General features: G+C 73.9%; 15 protein-coding genes. 11 read left to right on the top strand and 4 right to left on the bottom strand.

Features of this window, described 5'->3' with window-relative positions:
* Positions 1-113: 113 nt before the first annotated feature.
* The 3 genes from AB0K80_RS23030 to tatA are packed head-to-tail and all read left to right on the top strand — an operon-like array spanning position 114 to position 3,410.
* Positions 114-467, top strand: coding sequence for a metalloregulator ArsR/SmtB family transcription factor (locus AB0K80_RS23030; RefSeq protein WP_365672480.1), 354 nt, complete (start codon positions 114-116; stop codon positions 465-467).
* Positions 457-3,141, top strand: a complete 2,685-nt coding sequence (locus tag AB0K80_RS23025) for an HAD-IC family P-type ATPase (protein ID WP_365672478.1) — start codon at positions 457-459, stop codon at positions 3,139-3,141. Before AB0K80_RS23030 ends, AB0K80_RS23025 begins: the two co-directional genes overlap by 11 nt.
* 26 nt (positions 3,142-3,167) lie before the next feature.
* A complete protein-coding gene (gene tatA / locus AB0K80_RS23020; RefSeq protein WP_365672476.1) occupies positions 3,168-3,410 on the top strand; it encodes a Sec-independent protein translocase subunit TatA in 243 nt (80 codons plus the stop codon).
* A gap of 13 nt (positions 3,411-3,423) precedes the next feature.
* Here tatA and AB0K80_RS23015 read toward each other — a convergent pair whose 3' ends face one another.
* Entirely contained in the window at positions 3,424-3,873 is a 450-nt protein-coding gene (locus AB0K80_RS23015) for a DUF6114 domain-containing protein (protein ID WP_365672475.1), read from the bottom strand.
* The gene (locus tag AB0K80_RS23010; protein WP_365672474.1) at positions 3,873-4,550 is read right to left on the bottom strand and encodes a DUF6230 family protein; all 678 of its coding nucleotides are present in this window, start codon (positions 4,548-4,550) and stop codon (positions 3,873-3,875) included. Before AB0K80_RS23010 ends, AB0K80_RS23015 begins: the two co-directional genes overlap by 1 nt.
* 658 nt (positions 4,551-5,208) lie before the next feature.
* Between AB0K80_RS23010 and AB0K80_RS23005 the strand changes: the two genes are divergently transcribed.
* Positions 5,209-5,865 (top strand): Tat pathway signal sequence domain protein, encoded by a 657-nt coding sequence (locus tag AB0K80_RS23005; RefSeq protein ID WP_365672472.1) that lies wholly within the window; start codon positions 5,209-5,211, stop codon positions 5,863-5,865.
* Between the two features lie 18 nt (positions 5,866-5,883).
* Here AB0K80_RS23005 and AB0K80_RS23000 read toward each other — a convergent pair whose 3' ends face one another.
* Complete coding sequence (locus AB0K80_RS23000) at positions 5,884-6,834, bottom strand: lytic polysaccharide monooxygenase (RefSeq protein WP_365672470.1); 951 nt, start codon at positions 6,832-6,834, stop codon at positions 5,884-5,886.
* 368 nt (positions 6,835-7,202) lie between these two features.
* Here AB0K80_RS23000 and AB0K80_RS22995 point away from each other — a divergent pair, with 368 nt between their 5' ends.
* The 4 genes from AB0K80_RS22995 to cyc2 all read left to right on the top strand — a co-directional run bounded on the left by AB0K80_RS22995 (position 7,203) and on the right by cyc2 (position 13,539).
* Positions 7,203-9,020: a S8 family serine peptidase gene (locus AB0K80_RS22995; RefSeq protein ID WP_365672468.1), complete on the top strand. Its 1,818-nt coding sequence runs from the start codon at positions 7,203-7,205 to the stop codon at positions 9,018-9,020.
* Positions 9,021-9,304: 284 nt separating this feature from the next.
* Positions 9,305-9,952, top strand: coding sequence for a ScbR family autoregulator-binding transcription factor (locus AB0K80_RS22990; protein ID WP_365672466.1), 648 nt, complete (start codon positions 9,305-9,307; stop codon positions 9,950-9,952).
* Between the two features lie 105 nt (positions 9,953-10,057).
* Positions 10,058-11,236, top strand: a complete 1,179-nt coding sequence (locus AB0K80_RS22985; RefSeq protein ID WP_365672464.1) for a damage-control phosphatase ARMT1 family protein — start codon at positions 10,058-10,060, stop codon at positions 11,234-11,236.
* An 89-nt stretch (positions 11,237-11,325) separates the two neighbouring features.
* A complete protein-coding gene (gene cyc2, locus AB0K80_RS22980) occupies positions 11,326-13,539 on the top strand; it encodes a germacradienol/geosmin synthase Cyc2 (RefSeq protein WP_365672463.1) in 2,214 nt (737 codons plus the stop codon).
* Here the strand turns inward: cyc2 and AB0K80_RS22975 are convergent.
* Entirely contained in the window at positions 13,496-13,885 is a 390-nt protein-coding gene (locus tag AB0K80_RS22975; RefSeq protein ID WP_365672605.1) for a hypothetical protein, read from the bottom strand. The two genes, cyc2 and AB0K80_RS22975, sit on opposite strands and share 44 nt — an antisense overlap.
* A gap of 383 nt (positions 13,886-14,268) precedes the next feature.
* Between AB0K80_RS22975 and AB0K80_RS22970 the strand changes: the two genes are divergently transcribed.
* From AB0K80_RS22970 to AB0K80_RS22960, 3 genes are all read left to right on the top strand, one after another.
* Complete coding sequence (locus AB0K80_RS22970; RefSeq protein WP_365672460.1) at positions 14,269-14,673, top strand: PDZ domain-containing protein; 405 nt, start codon at positions 14,269-14,271, stop codon at positions 14,671-14,673.
* A gap of 221 nt (positions 14,674-14,894) precedes the next feature.
* Positions 14,895-16,022 (top strand): aminopeptidase P family protein, encoded by a 1,128-nt coding sequence (locus AB0K80_RS22965; RefSeq protein WP_365672458.1) that lies wholly within the window; start codon positions 14,895-14,897, stop codon positions 16,020-16,022.
* Between the two features lie 49 nt (positions 16,023-16,071).
* Complete coding sequence (locus AB0K80_RS22960) at positions 16,072-17,070, top strand: aminoglycoside phosphotransferase family protein (protein ID WP_365672599.1); 999 nt, start codon at positions 16,072-16,074, stop codon at positions 17,068-17,070.
* Positions 17,071-17,110 lie beyond the last annotated feature (40 nt).

Below are 17,110 nucleotides of genomic sequence, written 5' to 3'. Positions count from 1 at the left end.
GTGCGGTCCGGGGCGCTCTCGGCGGGCCGGCGGCCCCGCCTGCCGCACGTCTCCGGCCACCTAGACTGGGGCGGTTCGTACGACAGGCCCGACCTTGACGGAGGACGACGACGGTGACGGATCCCGGCAACGGCTTCGAGGACCCGTCCGCCGACGTGCTCGCCGAGGCGGCGGCGGCCTTCGGGCTGCTCGCCTCGCCCGCCCGGCTGCACATCGTGTGGGCGCTGGCCCAGGGCGAGAGCGACGTCACCGGGCTCGCGGAGCGGGTCGGCGGGGCGCTGCCCGCGGTCAGCCAGCACCTGACCAAGCTCAAGCTCGCCGGGCTGGTGCGTTCGCGCCGCGAGGGGCGTCGCCAGGTGTACTTCGTCGACGAGCCCGACGTCGTCGAGGTGGTACGGCTCCTGGTGGGCCGGCTCACCGACCGGGCCGGCCGGGCCGCCCCGGAGCGTCACCTCCATGGCCTGTGAGACCGCCGACGGCACCGCGCTGCAGGTGCTGAGGCGGCTGCATTCCGGACCGCGCGGTCTGCTCGAGGCCGACGCCGAGGCCCGGCTGGCCTCGGCCGGCCAGAACACGCTGCCCCGGCGCCGTACGCCCAGCCGGCCCGGGCGCTGCGTGCGCGCCCTGCGCGACCCCTTCACGGCCGTCCTGTTCTGCCTCGGCCTGGTGTCCGCGGCCGTCGCCTCCTGGGGAACCGCCGCGGTGATCCTCGCGCTGGTGGCGGTCAGCTGTGTGCTGCGCGCCAGCGGGGAGCACCGGGCCGACCGCGCCACGGCCGCCCTGCGCGAGCTGGTCGCCGGCACCGCCACCGTGCTGCGGCGCGCCACCGGGGACGAGGCGCCGCAGCCCCGACAGGTGCCGGTCTCCGACCTCGTGCCCGGCGACATCGTCCGGCTCGGGCCCGGTGACCTCGTCCCCGCGGACGTCCGCCTGCTGCGCTCCCACGGGCTGACCGTGCGGCAGGCCGCGCTCACCGGCGAGTCCGCCCCGGTCGCCAAGGCCGCCACCGACCTGCCCGGCGCCGCCCCGGACGGCCCCTTCGCCCGGCCCGACCTGTGCTTCCAGGGCAGCGAGGTGGCTTCCGGCAGTGCCACCGCCGTGGTTCTGGCCACGGGGGAGCGGACCCGGTTCGCCGCCGCGCACCGGCCGCCCGCCGGCCGTGGGGCGAGCGCCTTCGACCGGTCCGTGCACGGCATCTCCTGGATCCTCATCCGGTTCATGCTGCTCACGCCGCCGCTGGTGCTGATGGCCAACGCGGCCCTGCGCGGACGCGGCCTGGAGACCCTGCCCTTCGCGGTCGCCGTGGCCGTCGGCCTCACCCCCGAGATGCTCCCGGTGATCGTCACCGCCTGCCTGGCCCGCGGCGCGGCCCTCCTCGCCCGGACGCACGGCGTCATCGTCAAACGGCTGCCCGCCCTGCACGACCTGGGCGCGGTCGACGTGCTGTGCGTCGACAAGACCGGCACCCTCACCCAGGACCGGCCGGTCGTCCACCGCGCCCTCGACGCGGCCGGGCGGGACGACCCGGAGGTGCTGCACTGGGCCGCCGTCGGCGCCTGGTGGACGCTCCAGCTCGCCGAACTGCCCGCGCCGGACGCCCTCGACGAGGCGCTGCTGGCGGCGGCCGGTGCCGTGGGCGAGGAGTACGACGGCGTCCACGCGGTGCCCTTCGACCCGGTACGGCGGATCGCCACGGCGGTCGTCCGCGGCTCCCTCGGCCGGCACCGCGTCATCGTCACCGGCGCGGCAGAAGCCGTCCTGGAGCGCTGCGCGCTCGACCCCGCCGAGCGGGACCGGCTGCTCGCCTCGGCCGCCCGCGAGGCGGCGTCCGGCCTGCGCGTCCTCGCCGTCGCCACAGCCGACCGCCCGGCCGGCCCCCGCCCGTCCGCGGACCCGCGGGGCCTCGACCTCCGGGGCCTGGTCACCTTCCGCGACGCCCTCGCCCCCACGGCCGCCGAGGCCCTGCGCAGCCTGACGGCACGGGGCATCACCGTCAAGATCCTCACCGGCGACCACCCCGCCACGGCCGCCCGCGTCTGCACAGACCTCGGGATGGATCCGGGTGAGGTACGCCGGGCCGGGGAGCTGGGCATCGACCTGTACGACGAACCCCCGGTCGGGGCTGCCGGTGCGGGGCCCGGCCCGGTCCGCGGGGTCCCGGGCCCGGGTCTGGTGGCCGGGGCCGCGGGCGCCGCTCGTGCCGCCGGAGAACCGGCCCGGGCGGCACCCGGCGACGCACTCGCCGGCCTCCTCGCCCGTACCACCGTCGTGGCCCGCTGCACCCCCGACGACAAGGCGCGGATCGTCGCCGCGCTGCGGGCTGCCGGGCACACCGTCGGCTTCCTCGGCGACGGCGTCAACGACGTGGCCGCGCTGCGGGCGGCGGACGTCGGGGCGGCTCCCCGCTCGGCCGTCGACGCGGCACGGGAGAGCGCCGACGTCGTGCTCGCCGACAAGGACCTCACCGCGCTCGGGCACGCCGTCACGGCCGGGCGGCACGCCGGCGGCAACATCGCCTCGTACCTGCGCGTCACCCTCTCCTCCAACCTGGGCAACGTGCTGGCCATGCTCGGCGCGGGCCTGCTCCTGCCGTTCCTGCCGATGCTCCCGGCTCAGGTGCTCGCCCAGAACCTGTGCTTCGACGCCGCTCAGCTCGCCTACGCCCACGACCGTGCGAACGAGGCCGGGCCGCACGGCCCGGCCGTGCTGCGGCCCCGCTCCTTCCTGCGGTTCCTGCTGGGCTTCGGGCTGCTCAACGCCGTCGCCGACCTCGCCACCTTCGCCGTCGTGGCGCTCGCCCTGCGCGGGCCCGACCCCTTCGACGACGTGGCCGTCTTCCACTCCGCCTGGTTCACCGAGAACCTGCTCACCCAGGCGGTGGTGATGCTGCTCCTGCGCAGCGGCGGCCCCCGCCTGGCCGGCCCGGTCGCCTGCGCGGCCGTCGCCCTGGCCGCCGTAGGCCTGCTGCTGCCGCCGAGCCCGTTGGGCGCCGCCCTCGGTATGACGGCGCTGCCCCTCGCCTCCTACGCCCTGCTGGCGGCCGTCCTCGGCGTGTACGCCCTGGCCCTCACGGCGGCCCGGACGTGGCTCAGCCGGCGGTCACGGCGATCCCACCCCGGGTTGTACAGTTGCGCAAAATAGCAACTGTTGGAGAGGGAGGGCGCGCGGTGCTGCGCAACGGACTGGAACCCTGGCATCTGCTGGTCGTGGCGATCGTGCTGGTCGTGCTGTTCGGCTCGAAGAAACTGCCGGACACGGCCCGCGCGCTGGGCCGCTCGATGCGGATCCTCAAGAGCGAGGCGAAGGCGCTGCGGGAGGAGGAGGGCGCAGCGGCCACCACCACCCCGCCCGCACCCTCGGCCGGCGTCCCGGCGGCCGCCGAGCCGTCGGCCCGGCCGCAGGAGTGTTGACCGGCGGCCCGCGTCACCCGGACTGGGGTACGGCCCCCTCCGCCCGGTCGGCCCCGGCCGCGGCCGCGGCCCGGGCATCCTTCCTGCGCTGCCGGCGGCTGCGGCGTGGCTCCTGGTCCGGCAGCCAGCCGAAGGCCAGGCAGCTGCCGACGCACCCCAGCAGGAGGCCGATGAAGAAGCCGCCCAGGTTGGACGTGAGCCAGGAGCCCAGCGACAGCAGGACGCCGGTGAGCGAGTAGAACAGGCGCTGGGCCGGGTTGAAGAGGATCAGCAGGCCCAGCAGCACCATCAGGGCCGGCAGCAGATAGCCCGCCAGGCCCTGCATGCCGACGTGCAGGATCACCTTCAGGGACGCCTTCTGGGTGAGCAGGATCTCAGCACCGCCCAGGGTGAGCAGCAGCCCGCCCCAGAACGGCCGCCGGGCCCGCCAGTCGCGGAAGGCCCGGCGTGCACCGGCCGGCATCAGCACCCCGAGTCGCTGAAGCGCAGCTTCAGGCCCGGCAGCTTGAACACCCCTGCGGTGGTGGCGTAGTTGGTCTGCCGCAGATTGGCGATGCGCACGGTGTCCGACTGCTGGCTGAACACGCCCTTCGGGCCGCGGCCGAGCGGTCCGGCCTTGTCCAGCGTGCTGGCGTCGTTGCCGATCTCGATGTTCGTGAACGACGCGTTGCCCGTCAGTTCCGTCGAGTCGGTGGTCAGGTCGCTGGCGGTGACCTTCTCCGCGCCGCCGCCCGCCGTGATGACGAGGTTGGTGCCGCCGAGGTCGACGCTCTGGCACAGCTTGGTGAGCGTCGCGTTCTTGATCACGGAGGTGACGACCAGCACCTGCCCGCCGGTGTCCCCCTCGTTCGGGCTGCCCTCCGCCATCTGGTCGAGGCCGCCGAACTGCGCGAACCCGGTGCCGTTCAGCTCGGTCGCGGTGACCGTGAAGGGCATGCCGGAGATCGCGAACTGCACGCCCAGCGCGCCCTGGGCCGTCATGATCGCCAGTCCGGCGGCGACGGCGGTGGCCGGCACCGCCATGACCGCGGCGCGCCGCAGCCGGACCCGGCCGCGCCTTTCCGGCCCGGCGGCGGAACCGCTTCCCGGAGTCTCGGGGGTGGGTGTGGCGGGCGGCGTGAGGTCCGAGGACGAGGCCATGTCTGCTCCCAGGCATAGAAAGTGCGGGTCGAGTCCAGTGGCACGGTGTCCTGGCGCGGACGGCGGCGGCACACGGGTGTCCTTGCGGCTCCCGGTGGTCGCAAGGGCTTTCTCGTGACGCCGAGGTAGCCATCCAGGAAGTTACCGGGGGTTACACCAAGGGTCAAGGGAAATGTGAACGGCAAGTGGTGATGGTGTGCCGGACGTGAGCCGTCGCGGAGCGCGGCCGTGCCGAAGTCCGTACGGACATGCCAACTCTGCGACGGGACCTTGACGCTGACGGTCACTCAGGTCTACAACTCTCGCAGTTTCGACGGATCCGTGGCGCCGGATCCATCCGCGGCACCGTCCGCGTTCTCCCGGACCGCCCGTCTCGCACGGGCACTGCCTTGTCCGGCACCACCGCTCTGCCCGACGTGTGCCCAGCCACCCCCCACCCGGCCCGGCCGGAGGCTCGCAGGTCTCCGGCCGGACACCGGCCCGCCGTTGCCGGTCCGTCACGTACGGAGAAGGCGTGACGGACCGGCAACGGCGGACGACGACGCGTCGCCCGGCCGCCGATCCCTCACCCGCGCCCCGAAGAGCACCCCCCACATCCCCGAACAGCACACCTCACTCCCTCAAGATCAACCCCCCACTCCGAAAGAGGTACACCCGCATGCGTACGCGCACCCTCCTCACCCTCACCGCCGCCGTCGCCGCCCTCACGCTCCCGGCGGCCGCCCCCGCCTCCGCCGCCGACACCCCGGTCCTGACCACCGGCGCGGCCGGCGGCACGCCCGTCGCCGTCGGGGACGTCCTCACCGCCTCGCTGGCGAGCGGCTCCCGCGCCACCTTCTACTCGAGCGCGACCGGCACCAGCGGCATCTCCTGTGCCTCCTCGCAGTTCACCGCCGCCGTCACCGACAACCCCGCCGCCCCCGGCACCGCCACCGAGTCGCTGACCGGCCACACCTTCGACGCCGCGAGCTGCACCACCAACGTCGTCGGTGTGCTCGGCGTCAGCAGCATCACCGTGGACAACCTGCCGTACAGCACCGCCGTGTCCTCCGACGGCACGGTCAGTGTCACCCCGGCCGCGGGCTCGGTCATCCAGTCCACGGTCAAGCTGCGCACCCTGCTGGGCACCATCAGCTGTGTCTACCGGGCGGACGGCCTGACCGGCACCACCGACAACACCGACAACGGCATCTCCTTCGCCAACCAGCAGTTCACCAAGGTGTCGGGCTCCTCGCTGTGCTTCGCCAACGCCTACTTCACCGCGAAGTACGCCCCGGTGAAGAACGCCGCCGGCGAGACCGTCTACGTCAACTGAAGCCCGCAGGCGGGTAGTTCAGCGCCGCCGCAGTCGTACGGCCAGGGCGGCGCCGCCGGTGAGCACCAGCACCGCGGCGGCGCCGCCCGCCAGCAGCGGCGCGGACGGGCCCGACGCGGGTCCGGCGTCCGAGGCCACCGGCGTGCTGTCGTCCTGGGCGCGCGGGGCCACGGGCCTGCCGGGCGAACCCTGCCCTGCCGCCGGTGACGCGGCAGGGCTCTCGCGCGTCCCGGCCGGGCTCCTGCGGGCCTCGCCGGTGGGAGACGCCGACGCGGGAGCGGACGTACGGGCCGCGCCGCCCTGCTCCTTCGGCTCCTTCCGCTCCGGTTGTTCCGGGAACACCACGTCCGAGCAGGAGTAGTAGGTGTCCGGGGTGCTGCTGTTCTGCCAGACCGTGTACAGCACATGGCGCCCGGCGCGGTCCGCCGGAAGGGTCGCCCGGACGCGGTAGGCGCCGTCGGTCAGGGCCGGGTCACGGACCTCGGCGAAGGGCTTGTCCGGCAGGTCCGACCAGGTCAGCGGCTTCGCCGGGTCGTAGCCGGGCTTCGTCAGGTACAGCCGGAACGTGCCGGTGTGCGGGATCGTCGAGACGTAGCGCAGGGTGAGCGCGGCGCCGGGCCTCAGGCGGGTCGACGGCCAGTCGGCGCGTGGCAGATCCAGACCGCGGTAGGCGGGCAGGCCGCCGCTGCACAGCTTCCCGTCGGGGATCAGCTGCCGGTCCCGGCCGTTCACGCCCGCCACCCGCAGGTTGTCCCAGGCCGTGAACGGGCCGCCGTTGGCCGCCACGGCCGCCCGGCACGCGGCCGAGCCGGCCCGGGCGCCGCCCTCGGGGGAACAGGCCACCACCCGGCTCACCGGGTCCGTCGGCGCGCCGTGCGCCCAGGCCGGTCCCACCGCCCACAGCGGCAGCAGGAACGGGGTCGCCAAAGTGGCCGCCACGGCGGCGCGGTGGGCTCTCCTGCGGGGCATCCGTCAGCATCTCCTCGGCCGGTGCGACAACGTGTGCTGCCGTACTGGTACGGGCCGCCACCCCGGCGCGTTCAGCGCGAGCCAAGCCGGGGCAAAGCCGTCCACCTGGGGGCAACCGCCCTGCGCGCAGGGGGTGTTCCCGGCCGGATCGAGGGTTTCCCCTGTACCCCTATGACCGTGCCTTTGCCTATCGTTCGAGCACAGCTGACCCACCGGTAACCCCGAACGGGTCGCTTCTTGATCCGGCCGGCCCTCGCTGTCGCTTTTCGTTCACCCCCCTGTGGGCTTCTTCCGCTTCGACGACGAAGCGCACCGACCGCCCTCCGCGCTGCCCCACGGCGCGGAGTCACGGCACGAAAGGCCATTCCGTGCGTACCTCTTCCTCCCCGAACACCCCCAACTCCCCGAGACGGGCGCTCATATCCGTCGCCGCGGTCTCCGCGGCCCTGCTCACCGCCGCCACCGCGCAGGTCGCCGTGGCCCAGGAGCCCGCCGGCCGGGAAGCCGCCGTCCCCAGCGCCCAGACCGAGGCCGCCCCCGGCGTCGCGGCCGAGCGGCTCATCGTCGGCTACAAGTCCTCCGCCGCCGAGGCGAAGTCGAACAAGGCCGCCGCCGCCGACGCCGAGACGAAGGCGAAGGAGACCGGCGAGGACGTCGACTTCCAGCGCCGCCTCGGCACCGGCGCCGCCCTCGTCGACCTCGGCGGGAACGTCACCAAGGCGGACGTCGCCGACGTCGTCGCGGAGTACCGGGCCGACCCGCAGGTCGCCTACGTCGTACCGGACCGCCTCAACAAGCCGATGGCCACTCCGAACGACACCGAGTACGCCAAGCAGTGGGACCTGTTCGAGGACACCGCCGGCATGCGCGTGCCGGGCGCCTGGGACCTGTCCACGGGCTCCGGAGTGACCGTCGCCGTCATCGACACCGGCTACGTGGCGCACTCCGACCTCGCCGGGAACATCGTCGCCGGCTACGACTTCATCTCCGACACGGCCGTGTCCGTCGACGGCGACGGCCGCGACAGCAACCCGGCCGACCCGGGCGACTGGTACGCGGCGGGCGACTGCGGCGCCGGTGTCCCCGCCAGCAACTCCTCCTGGCACGGCACCCACGTCGCGGGCACCATCGCCGCCGTCACCGGCAACGGCAAGGGCGTCGCGGGCATCGCGTACGGCGCGAAGATCTCCCCGCTGCGTGTCCTCGGCAAGTGCGGCGGCTACGACTCCGACATCATCGACGCCATCACCTGGGCCTCCGGCGGCACCGTCTCCGGCGTCCCGGCCAACAGCAACGTCGCCAAGGTCATCAACATGAGCCTGGGCGGCGACGGCGCCTGCACCTCTGCCACCCAGAGCGCGATCAACGCGGCCGTGAACCGCGGGACCACGGTCGTCGTGGCCGCGGGCAACGACAACGACAACGTGGCCAACCACTCGCCGGGCAACTGCAACAACGTCATCTCGGTCGCCGCGACCAACCGCACCGGCGCCAAGGCGTCGTACTCCAACTACGGTTCCCTGGTGGACATCTCCGCCCCCGGCGGCCAGACCAGCACCGGCACCGCCAACGGCATCCTGTCCACGCTGAACTCCGGCACGAAGACGCCCTCCACCGAGAGCTACGCGTACTACCAGGGCACCAGCATGGCCACCCCGCACATCGCGGGCCTGGTCGCGCTGATGAAGTCGGCCAACTCCGCCCTCACCCCGGCGCAGATCGAGTCGGCCATCAAGACCAACGCCCGTCCGCTGCCGGGCTCCTGCTCCGGCGGCTGCGGCGCCGGCCTCGCGGACGCCGCCAAGACCGTCCAGGCGGTCAAGGGCGGTACCGGCACCGGAACCACGTTCACCAGCACCACCGCCGTCGCCATCCCCGACAACGGCTCGGCGGTCGAGTCCCCGATCACCGTCAGCGGCCGCAGCGGCAACGCGCCCTCCGCCCTCCAGGTCGGTGTGGACATCACCCACACCTACCGCGGTGACCTGGTCATCGACCTGATCGCGCCGGACGGTACGGCGTACCGCCTGAAGTCCGCCAGCTCCTCGGACTCGGCGGACAACGTGAACACCACCTACACGGTGAACGCCTCCAGCGAGGTCGCCAACGGCACCTGGAAGCTGCGCGTGCAGGACACGGCGGCACAGGACACCGGCACGCTCAACGGCTGGAAGCTGACGTTCTGACAGGGCGCCGTGACATGAGGGTCTGACAGCGGCCACACAAGCAGGCGGGCCGGCGGGTGCGGATGGGGCACCGGCCGGCCCGCCGTGTTCTTGCCCACACCGCCCCCCAGTTGCATACCGGACGTGCCGTTTTCATTCGGCGTTTTGGGTAGTTGTGCCGGAAGTGCTCCCGCGCTAGCGGTGTTCTGGTGGGGGAGAAGCCGTCGCATGGTGGGTTATCGTGTACCCGGGGTAAAAAACAAACGGCATGACCCGTTCCTTTTCGTCCCGGGAGAGTCCAGTCGATGGCGAGGCAGTTACGCGCCGAACAGACCCGCGCGACGATCATCACGGCCGCAGCCGACCTGTTCGACCGGTACGGCTACGAATCGACCAGTCTCAGTGACATCGTCGAGCACGCCCATGTCACCAAGGGCGCGCTGTACTTCCACTTCGCGGCGAAGGAAGACCTGGCCCAGGCCGTGCTGGAGATCCAGTCCGAGACCTGCCGCCGGCTGGCGCAGGAGACCGACAGCCGGGGCCACTCGTCCCTGGAAGCGCTGATGCGGCTCACGTTCGGCCTCGCGCGCCAGTCCGTCGAGGACCCGGTGCTGCGCGCCGGGCTCCGGCTCGCCACCGGCGGCACACGGGTCCGCCCGCCGCTCCAGCACCCCTTCACGGAGCTGCTGGACATCGTCACGGCCCGGCTCCTCGGCGCGGTCAAGGAGGCCGACCTCAACCCGGACATCGATGTCGACGGCGTCGCGCACTCCCTGGTCTGCTTCTTCGTCGGCACCCGGATCGTGGGACGCTCCCGCGAACCGGTCACCCGGCAGCCCCGCAGGACCGCCGAGATGTGGCAGATACTGATCCGCGGCCTGGTCCCGGTGACCCGCCGGGCGCGTTACCTGAGTCTCGCGGCCCGCCTGGAGCGGGAAATCGCCCCGGTCTGAGGCGAGACGGTCCGACGCGGAACCCGGCCGGCCAGCGGACGAATCGTGCCCGGCCGGGAGTTCGGGCGAGAACCGCCCCTGGCGATGCGCGCTACGGTGAGCCGCATGCCCGACACCCCCACCGCCCCGGTCATCCTCGGCAACGCGCCGGGCTCCTTCCCCCACGGCGTCCTCGCCGACCGGCACCCCGCGATCATCCGCCAGGTACGCGAGGCCTTCCCCTACGGTCCCGCGCAGCACCGCGCGCTGGACGCCCTGCTCGACAGCTGCACCAAGGGCGTGATCGAACCGCTCCCCGCCGACGCTCCCGACCGGGACCGCTGGGACACCTGGGGCATGCCCGCGTACGCCGGCCGGTCCTGGTTCGACGTGCCGTGGCTGTGGGCCGAGAGCTACTTCTACCGCCGGCTCCTCGACGCCGTCGGCTACTTCGCGCCCGGCCCCTGGCAGGGCATCGACCCGTTCCAGCCGTTCAAACGCGCCGAACTCGACGCCCCCGAGACCGACGAGGAACTCGCCGCACTGGACGACCTCGCCCGCCGGCCCGCCGCCGAGCAGGCCGAGGCCCTGCTGCACGGCTCCCTGTGGGGCAACCGCGCCGACCTGGGCTTCCGGCTCTCCGCCGAGGGCGCCGGAGCCGCGGCCGCCGCCCCGGGCCTGGTCGCCGACGACAGCGCCGCCCTGTGGTCGCTGCTGCGCGCCTCCCGCCCCGGCACGCTGTGCCTGATCGCCGACAACGCGGGCCGGGAACTCGTCCCCGACCTGCTGATGATCGCCCACCTCCTGGACCGCGGGCACATCGGCCGGGCCGTCCTGCACGTCAAGCCGTACCCGTACTACGTCTCCGACGCCACCACCGCCGATGTGGTCGACGCCCTGCGCCGGCTGGTCCGCGCTCAGGAGGCGGCCGCCGCGTACGGCCGCCTGCTGTGGTCCGCCCTGGCCGACGGCCGCCTCACCGTCCGCGCCCACCCCTTCTCCTGCGCCCCGCTGCCGTACGCGAAGATGCCCGCCGATCTGCGGGCCGAGTTCGCCCCGGCCACGCTCACCGTGCTCAAGGGCGACCTCAACTACCGCCGCCTGGTGGGCGACCGGCTCTGGCCCCCCACCACGCCGTTCGCGGACGTCACCGCCGGGTTCCCCGGCCCGGTCGCCGCCCTGCGCACCCTGAAGTCCGACGTCGTCACCGGCCTGGACTCCGGCACCGAGGCCGCGCTCGTGGCGCGCGAGGAACAACGCTGGCGCACCAGCGGCACGCACGCACTCATCCAGGTCCGGGCCTGAGCACCGGGGAACGGCGCCGACTTCACGCGATGGTGTGATCATGTCCGGCCCGGCGGATGCCGCCGCGCGGCCCCGGGTAGGGCCCGGCCATGACGCAGCCGTTCGAACTCCCGCACTTCTACATGCCGCACCCCGCGCGGCTGAACCCGCACGTCGACGAGGCCCGGGCCCACTCGACCGCGTGGGCGCGCGAGATGGGGATGCTGGAGGGCTCCGGGGTCTGGGAGCAGGCCGACCTCGACGCGCACGACTACGGCCTGCTGTGCGCCTACACCCACCCTGACTGCGACGGACCCGCCCTGTCCCTGATCACCGACTGGTACGTGTGGGTCTTCTTCTTCGACGACCACTTCCTGGAGAAGTACAAACGCTCCCAGGACCGCGCCGCCGGCAAGGCCCACCTGGACCGGCTGCCGCTGTTCATGCCGCTGGACCTGTCGGCTCCCGTGCCGGAACCTGAGAACCCGGTGGAGGCGGGCCTGGCGGACCTGTGGGCGCGCACGGTGCCGGCGATGTCCGCGCACTGGCGCCGCCGCTTCGCCGTGGCCACCGAGCACCTGCTCAACGAGTCCCTGTGGGAGCTGTCCAACATCAACGAAGGGCGGATCGCCAACCCCGTCGAGTACATCGAGATGCGCCGCAAGGTGGGCGGCGCGCCCTGGTCGGCGGGGCTCGTGGAGTACGCCACCGCCGAAGTGCCCGCCTCGGTCGCCGGATCCCGGCCGCTGAGGGTGCTGATGGAGACGTTCTCCGACGCGGTGCACCTGCGCAACGACCTGTTCTCCTACCAGCGGGAAGTGGAGGACGAGGGCGAGAACAGCAACGGCGTGCTCGTCCTGGAGACGTTCTTCGGCTGCACCACCCAGGAGGCCGCCGACACCGTCAACGACATCCTCACCTCACGGCTCCACCAGTTCGAGCACACCGCGTTCACCGAGGTACCCGCGCTGGCGCTGGAGAAGGGACTCACCCCCGGTGAGGTCGCGGCGGTGGCGGCGTACGCGAAGGGGCTGCAGGACTGGCAGTCAGGCGGGCACGAATGGCACCTGCGCTCCAGCCGGTACATGAACGAGGGCGCGCGCGGCACCCGTCCGTGGCCCGGGGCCGGCGGCCTGGGCTCGGCGGCCGACGTGCGCGCGCTGCTCGCCACAGCCGGGGCCGGACGACTGAGGTCCCACACACACGTGCCGTACCAGAAGGTCGGGCCGTCCCTGATCCCCGACATCCGCATGCCGTTCCCGCTCCAGCTCAGCGGGCACCTGGACACCGCCCGCCGGAACCTGGCCGACTGGGCGCACCGCATGGGCATCCTCCGCGAGGGCGTCTGGGACGAGGACAAACTCGCCGCCTACGACCTCGCCCTGTGCTCGGCGGGCCTCGACCCGGACGCCACTCTCGAGGCACTCGACCTCAGCGCGCAGTGGCTCGCCTGGGGCACCTACGGCGACGACTACTACCCCCTCGTCTACGGCCACCGCCGCGACCTGGCCGCCGCCCGGCTCACCACGGCCCGCCTGTCCGACTGCATGCCCGTCGACGGCGAGGCGGTACCGCCCCCGCTCAACGGCATGGAACGCGCCCTGACCGACCTGTGGACGCGGACCACGGCAGGCATGACCCCCGGCCAGCGCGGCACGCTGAAGAACGCGGTCAACACGATGACCGAGGCCTGGGTGTGGGAGCTGTCCAACCAGGTCCTCCACCGCGTGCCCGACCCGGTCGACTACCTGGAGATGCGCCGCGCCACCTTCGGCTCCGACCTCACCCTGAGCCTGTGCCGCATGGGCCACGGCCCGGCCGTCCCGCCCGAGGTGTACCGCAGCGGCCCCGTCCGCTCCCTGGAGAACGCCGCCATCGACTTCGCGTGCCTGCTCAACGACGTCTTCTCGTACCAGAAGGAGATCGAGTACGAGGGCGAGATCCACAACGCGATCCTCGTGGTGCAGAACTTCTTCGGCTGCGACTACCCGACGGGCCTGCGGATCGTCCACGACCTGATGAACCAGCGCATGCGGCAGTTCGAGCACATCGTCGCGCACGAACTGCCCGTGCTGTACGAGGACTTCGAGCTGTCGGGCGAGGCCCGCGCGATCATGCGGGACTACGTGGTGGACCTGCAGAACTGGATGGCTGGCATCCTCAACTGGCACCGGAGCGTGGACCGTTACAAGGCCGAGTGGCTTGCCCGCCGCGTCCACGGCTTCCTCCCGGACCGGCCGCCCGCGATGCCCGCACCCGGGCGGGCCACCCGTATCGCCGCTACGGGTGCGCCGTCGCCCGTGCCCGTGCCGCCGCGTGCGTGACCGCGGCTCGTGCCGGTGCCCGGATCACCGGGTGCGGGTGCGAGCCGTCACCGGCGAGCTCCGGCTGGAACGGCGAGGCCAGGAAGAAGGGGTAGCCGGGCGGTTCGGCGATCCGGACGTGCCCGTCCGCGTGCCGTCGCCCGCCGCCCACCCGCTCGTCGGCCGCCCCCGGCTGCGCCTGGGCGGCGGCCTGCCGCTCGCCCAGTTGCGCGCCGTGAACGGCGGCCGGGGCTCGCCCGTCCCTGCGCTCCGAGGGCACCGACCTGGGCGCCTCCACCGCGCTGGCCGCCGACGGGCACGGCCTGACCCTGCTGCCCCGCTCGGCGGCCGCCGGTGTGCCGGGCACGGTCGCCGTCCCGGTCGCCGCACCGCGGCTCGCGCACCGGACCGAACTGGTCTGCGCCCGCTCGCCGCGCGGGGCCGCCGCGGAGCCGGCGACCGCGCTGGAGGCACGGGTCCGGCCCGTCGCGCCCGCCCCGTCCTGAGGTGCTTCCTCGGTCGACCGCAGGTCAGTCTCACTCGTTCGTGGCTCGTCGCGTCGCCGGCCGCCGGGTAGAGCACCAGCCGGAGGCGATCATGGAACACAGTGCGTTGCGCCCGAAGCCGATGCCCGGTCAGGCCCGCGGCGGGGGCCACGGGCCCGGATCCGCCGCGCGCCGTCCGCCCGCGGCGCGCCGTCCGCCCGCCGTGCGACGGCGCGGGCGACGGCCGGTGGTCCTGGTGTCGGCCGTGTCCGCCGTACTGCTCCTCCTCCTGGCCGGGGCCGGGCTGGGCGCGCTGGGCGCTACGGTCATCGGCGCCGGCCGTCCGACCGCACCGCATGCGCGGCAGCAGCAGTCGGCCCCGCCGGCCCCGCCGTCCGCACCCGCCCGGGCGACCCTCGGCGTGGAGGTCGCCGACGCCCGGAAACCGGGCGCCGTCGTGGTCGGCGTCCACATTCCCGGCCCGGGATTCTCCGCGGGCCTGGTCCGCGGCGACGTCCTGCTCACCTTCGGACCGGCCCGCGTCGACTGCGCCGCCGACCTCGCCCGCGCCGTCGCCTCCGCCCGCCCCGGTACGGAGGTCGAGGTGACCGTGCTGCACCGCAGCGGCGGGTACCAGCAGCTGACCGTCGTACCGGGCATCGCCACCTGACGGGCCGGACCCTGACCAGACGCCCGACCCCAGCCGGGCGACGCCGGGTCTGCCCGGCCAGGAGTGTGCCCGGCCACGGCGGGCGTTTGCCCGGCTGTCGGCCGGGTGGCGAGCAGTCGTCGGCGGAAAAGTCCGGGTGAAGACGGCGAACCGGGTCGCGTCGCCCCCGCCGGGCGGGCAGGATGCTGCCCGTAGTCCCTACGCCGCCCTGGGAGGCCCGGATGACCGGCACCGCGCCCGCGCCCTTCACCGCCGACGACTACCGGGCCCGCATGGAGCGCTCCGCGCGGGCGGCCGCCGAGGCGGGGCTCGCCGGGCTGCTGGTGGCACCCGGTCCGGACCTGGTGTGGCTCACCGGCTACACGCCCACCGCCGTCACCGAACGCCTCACCCTGCTGGTCCTGTCCGCCGGCCGGGACCCCGTCCTGGTCGTGCCGACGCTGGAGGCCCCGGACGCCGAGAAGGCAGCCGGTGCGCCCGCCCTGACCCTGCGCGACTGGACCGACGGCAAGGACCCCTACGCCGCCACCGCCGCCCTCCTGGACGGCTCCGGCCGCTACGGCGTCAGCGACAACGCCTGGGCCCTGCACCTGCTCGGCCTGCAGAAGGCGCTGCCCGGCACCTCGTACGCCGCGCTCACCGAGGCGCTGCCGATGCTGCGCGCCGTGAAGGACGCGGCGGAACTGGAGCTCCTCGCGGCCGCCGGAGCCGCCGCCGACCAGGCCTTCGAGGAGATCCGGAAGGTGCCCTTCGCCGGGCGCCGGGAGTCCGACGTCGCCGCCGACCTCGCCGCCTCGCTGCACCGCTTCGGGCACTCCCAGGTCGACTTCACGATCGTCGCCTCGGGACCCAACGGCGCCAACCCGCACCACGAGGTGGGCGACCGCGTCATCGAGCGCGGCGACATGGTCGTCCTCGACTTCGGCGGCCTGAAGGACGGCTACGGCTCCGACACCTCCCGCACGGTCCACGTCGGCGAACCCACCGACGAGGAACGGCGCGTCCACGACCTGGTGCGCCAGGCGCAGGAGGCGGGCTTCCGGGCGGTCCGCCCCGGGGCCGCCTGCCAGGAGATCGACCGGGCCGCCCGGACCGTCATCGCGGACGCGGGGTACGGCGCGGCCTTCATCCACCGCACCGGGCACGGCATCGGCGTCACCACCCACGAACCGCCGTACATGATCGAGGGCGAGGAGCAGCCCCTGGTGCCCGGGATGTGCTTCTCCGTGGAACCCGGCATCTACCTGCCCGGCCGTTTCGGGGTGCGCATCGAGGACATCGTCACCGTGACCGAGGACGGCGGGCGGCGCCTGAACAACACCACCCGCGAGATGGTCATAGTGGAGTAGGCGGTTCCCGATGACCCCGACACGCCTCCCGGACGACAACGGCGCGACCATGACCCAGGCACCGACACCCACCGCGGACACCGTCCGCCGACTGGTCCGTTCCCTGCTCGAGGACGGCAGGAGCGGCCAGGAAGGCAGGGCCGCGACAGCCGGCTCGGGCGCGAAGGGCGACTCGGGCGGCCCCGTCGCCCCCGACGTCCGGCCCGTCGCCGAGGACACCGGGCACACCACGTGGTGGGTCGGCACCCGCCATGTGCTGCGCCTCGCGCCCGACCGGGAGGCCTCCGTACGCCAGCGCCGCGAACTGCGTCTGCGCGACCTGGTCCGCCCGCACGTGCCCGTGGCGGTGCCGGCCGGTGTGGCCCACGGCGAGTGGGCGCCGGGACTGGCCTACACGCTGGACACCAAGGTCCCCGGCGGCTCGGGGGAGCGGCACGACGTGTCCGCCCTCGGTGAGGCCGACCTGGCCGGACTGCTCACCGGGCTGCGCGAGGTACCGGCCCGCCAGGCCGAGGCGCTCGGTGTGCCGCGCCTCGCCCCGCGCTCCCTGGAGGGGCAGCGGCGCGCCGCCATCCATGCCGCCGAACGTCTCGCCGAGGCCGACGAGTTCGACCCCGCGCGCCTGCACCAGCTCACCCCGCCGGCCGCGCTCCAGCTCGCCGCGCAGCCCGCAGCGGCGGTCCTCGTGCACCACGCCCTGACCGGCGACCACCTGGTGGTCAGCGCCGACGGCCGGGTGCGCGGCGTCCTCGGCTGGGGCGAGGCGGTCCTCGGTGATCCCGCCGAGGACATCGCGGGCCTCGCCCGCGCCGTCGGCTCCCCGGCCGCCGTGCGCGCCGCCACCCTCGCCGGCTACGGCGCCCGCCCCTGCCTGCGCGGCCTGTGGCTGGCCCGCTGCGACAGTCTCGTCCGCCTCGCCGAGGCTCTCACGGCCCGCCCTCCCGTCCCGGCGGACAGGCTGCGGAACCAGCTGCGCTGTGCCTGGGAGCCGATCCTGCTGGAGCGGGTGACGGATCTCTCGGTGGACGACTCCGACGGGGCGCGGTAGAGGCGGCTGAGCAGCGGGTCCGTACTACCGGACCCGGACT

Origin of the sequence: Streptomyces sp. NPDC052682 (genome assembly GCF_040678435.1) — a bacterium.
Lineage (GTDB): Bacteria > Actinomycetota > Actinomycetes > Streptomycetales > Streptomycetaceae > Streptomyces.
The sequence above is the reverse complement of the archived record's forward strand: the minus strand, read 5'-3'. Positions and strand labels throughout refer to the sequence as shown.

Bases quoted from the DNA above. Each gene is read 5' to 3' on its own strand.
- AB0K80_RS23025 (WP_365672478.1), top strand. From the start codon at position 457: ATGGCCTGTGAGACCGCCGACGGCACCGCGCTGCAGGTGCTGAGGCGG.
- AB0K80_RS23015 (WP_365672475.1), bottom strand. From the start codon at position 3,873: ATGCCGGCCGGTGCACGCCGGGCCTTCCGCGACTGGCGGGCCCGGCGG.
- AB0K80_RS23010 (WP_365672474.1), bottom strand. From the start codon at position 4,550: ATGGCCTCGTCCTCGGACCTCACGCCGCCCGCCACACCCACCCCCGAG.
- AB0K80_RS23005 (WP_365672472.1), top strand. From the start codon at position 5,209: ATGCGTACGCGCACCCTCCTCACCCTCACCGCCGCCGTCGCCGCCCTC.
- AB0K80_RS23000 (WP_365672470.1), bottom strand. From the start codon at position 6,834: ATGCCCCGCAGGAGAGCCCACCGCGCCGCCGTGGCGGCCACTTTGGCG.
- AB0K80_RS22990 (WP_365672466.1), top strand. From the start codon at position 9,305: ATGGCGAGGCAGTTACGCGCCGAACAGACCCGCGCGACGATCATCACG.
- AB0K80_RS22985 (WP_365672464.1), top strand. From the start codon at position 10,058: ATGCCCGACACCCCCACCGCCCCGGTCATCCTCGGCAACGCGCCGGGC.
- cyc2 (WP_365672463.1), top strand. From the start codon at position 11,326: ATGACGCAGCCGTTCGAACTCCCGCACTTCTACATGCCGCACCCCGCG.
- AB0K80_RS22965 (WP_365672458.1), top strand. From the start codon at position 14,895: ATGACCGGCACCGCGCCCGCGCCCTTCACCGCCGACGACTACCGGGCC.
- AB0K80_RS22960 (WP_365672599.1), top strand. From the start codon at position 16,072: ATGACCCAGGCACCGACACCCACCGCGGACACCGTCCGCCGACTGGTC.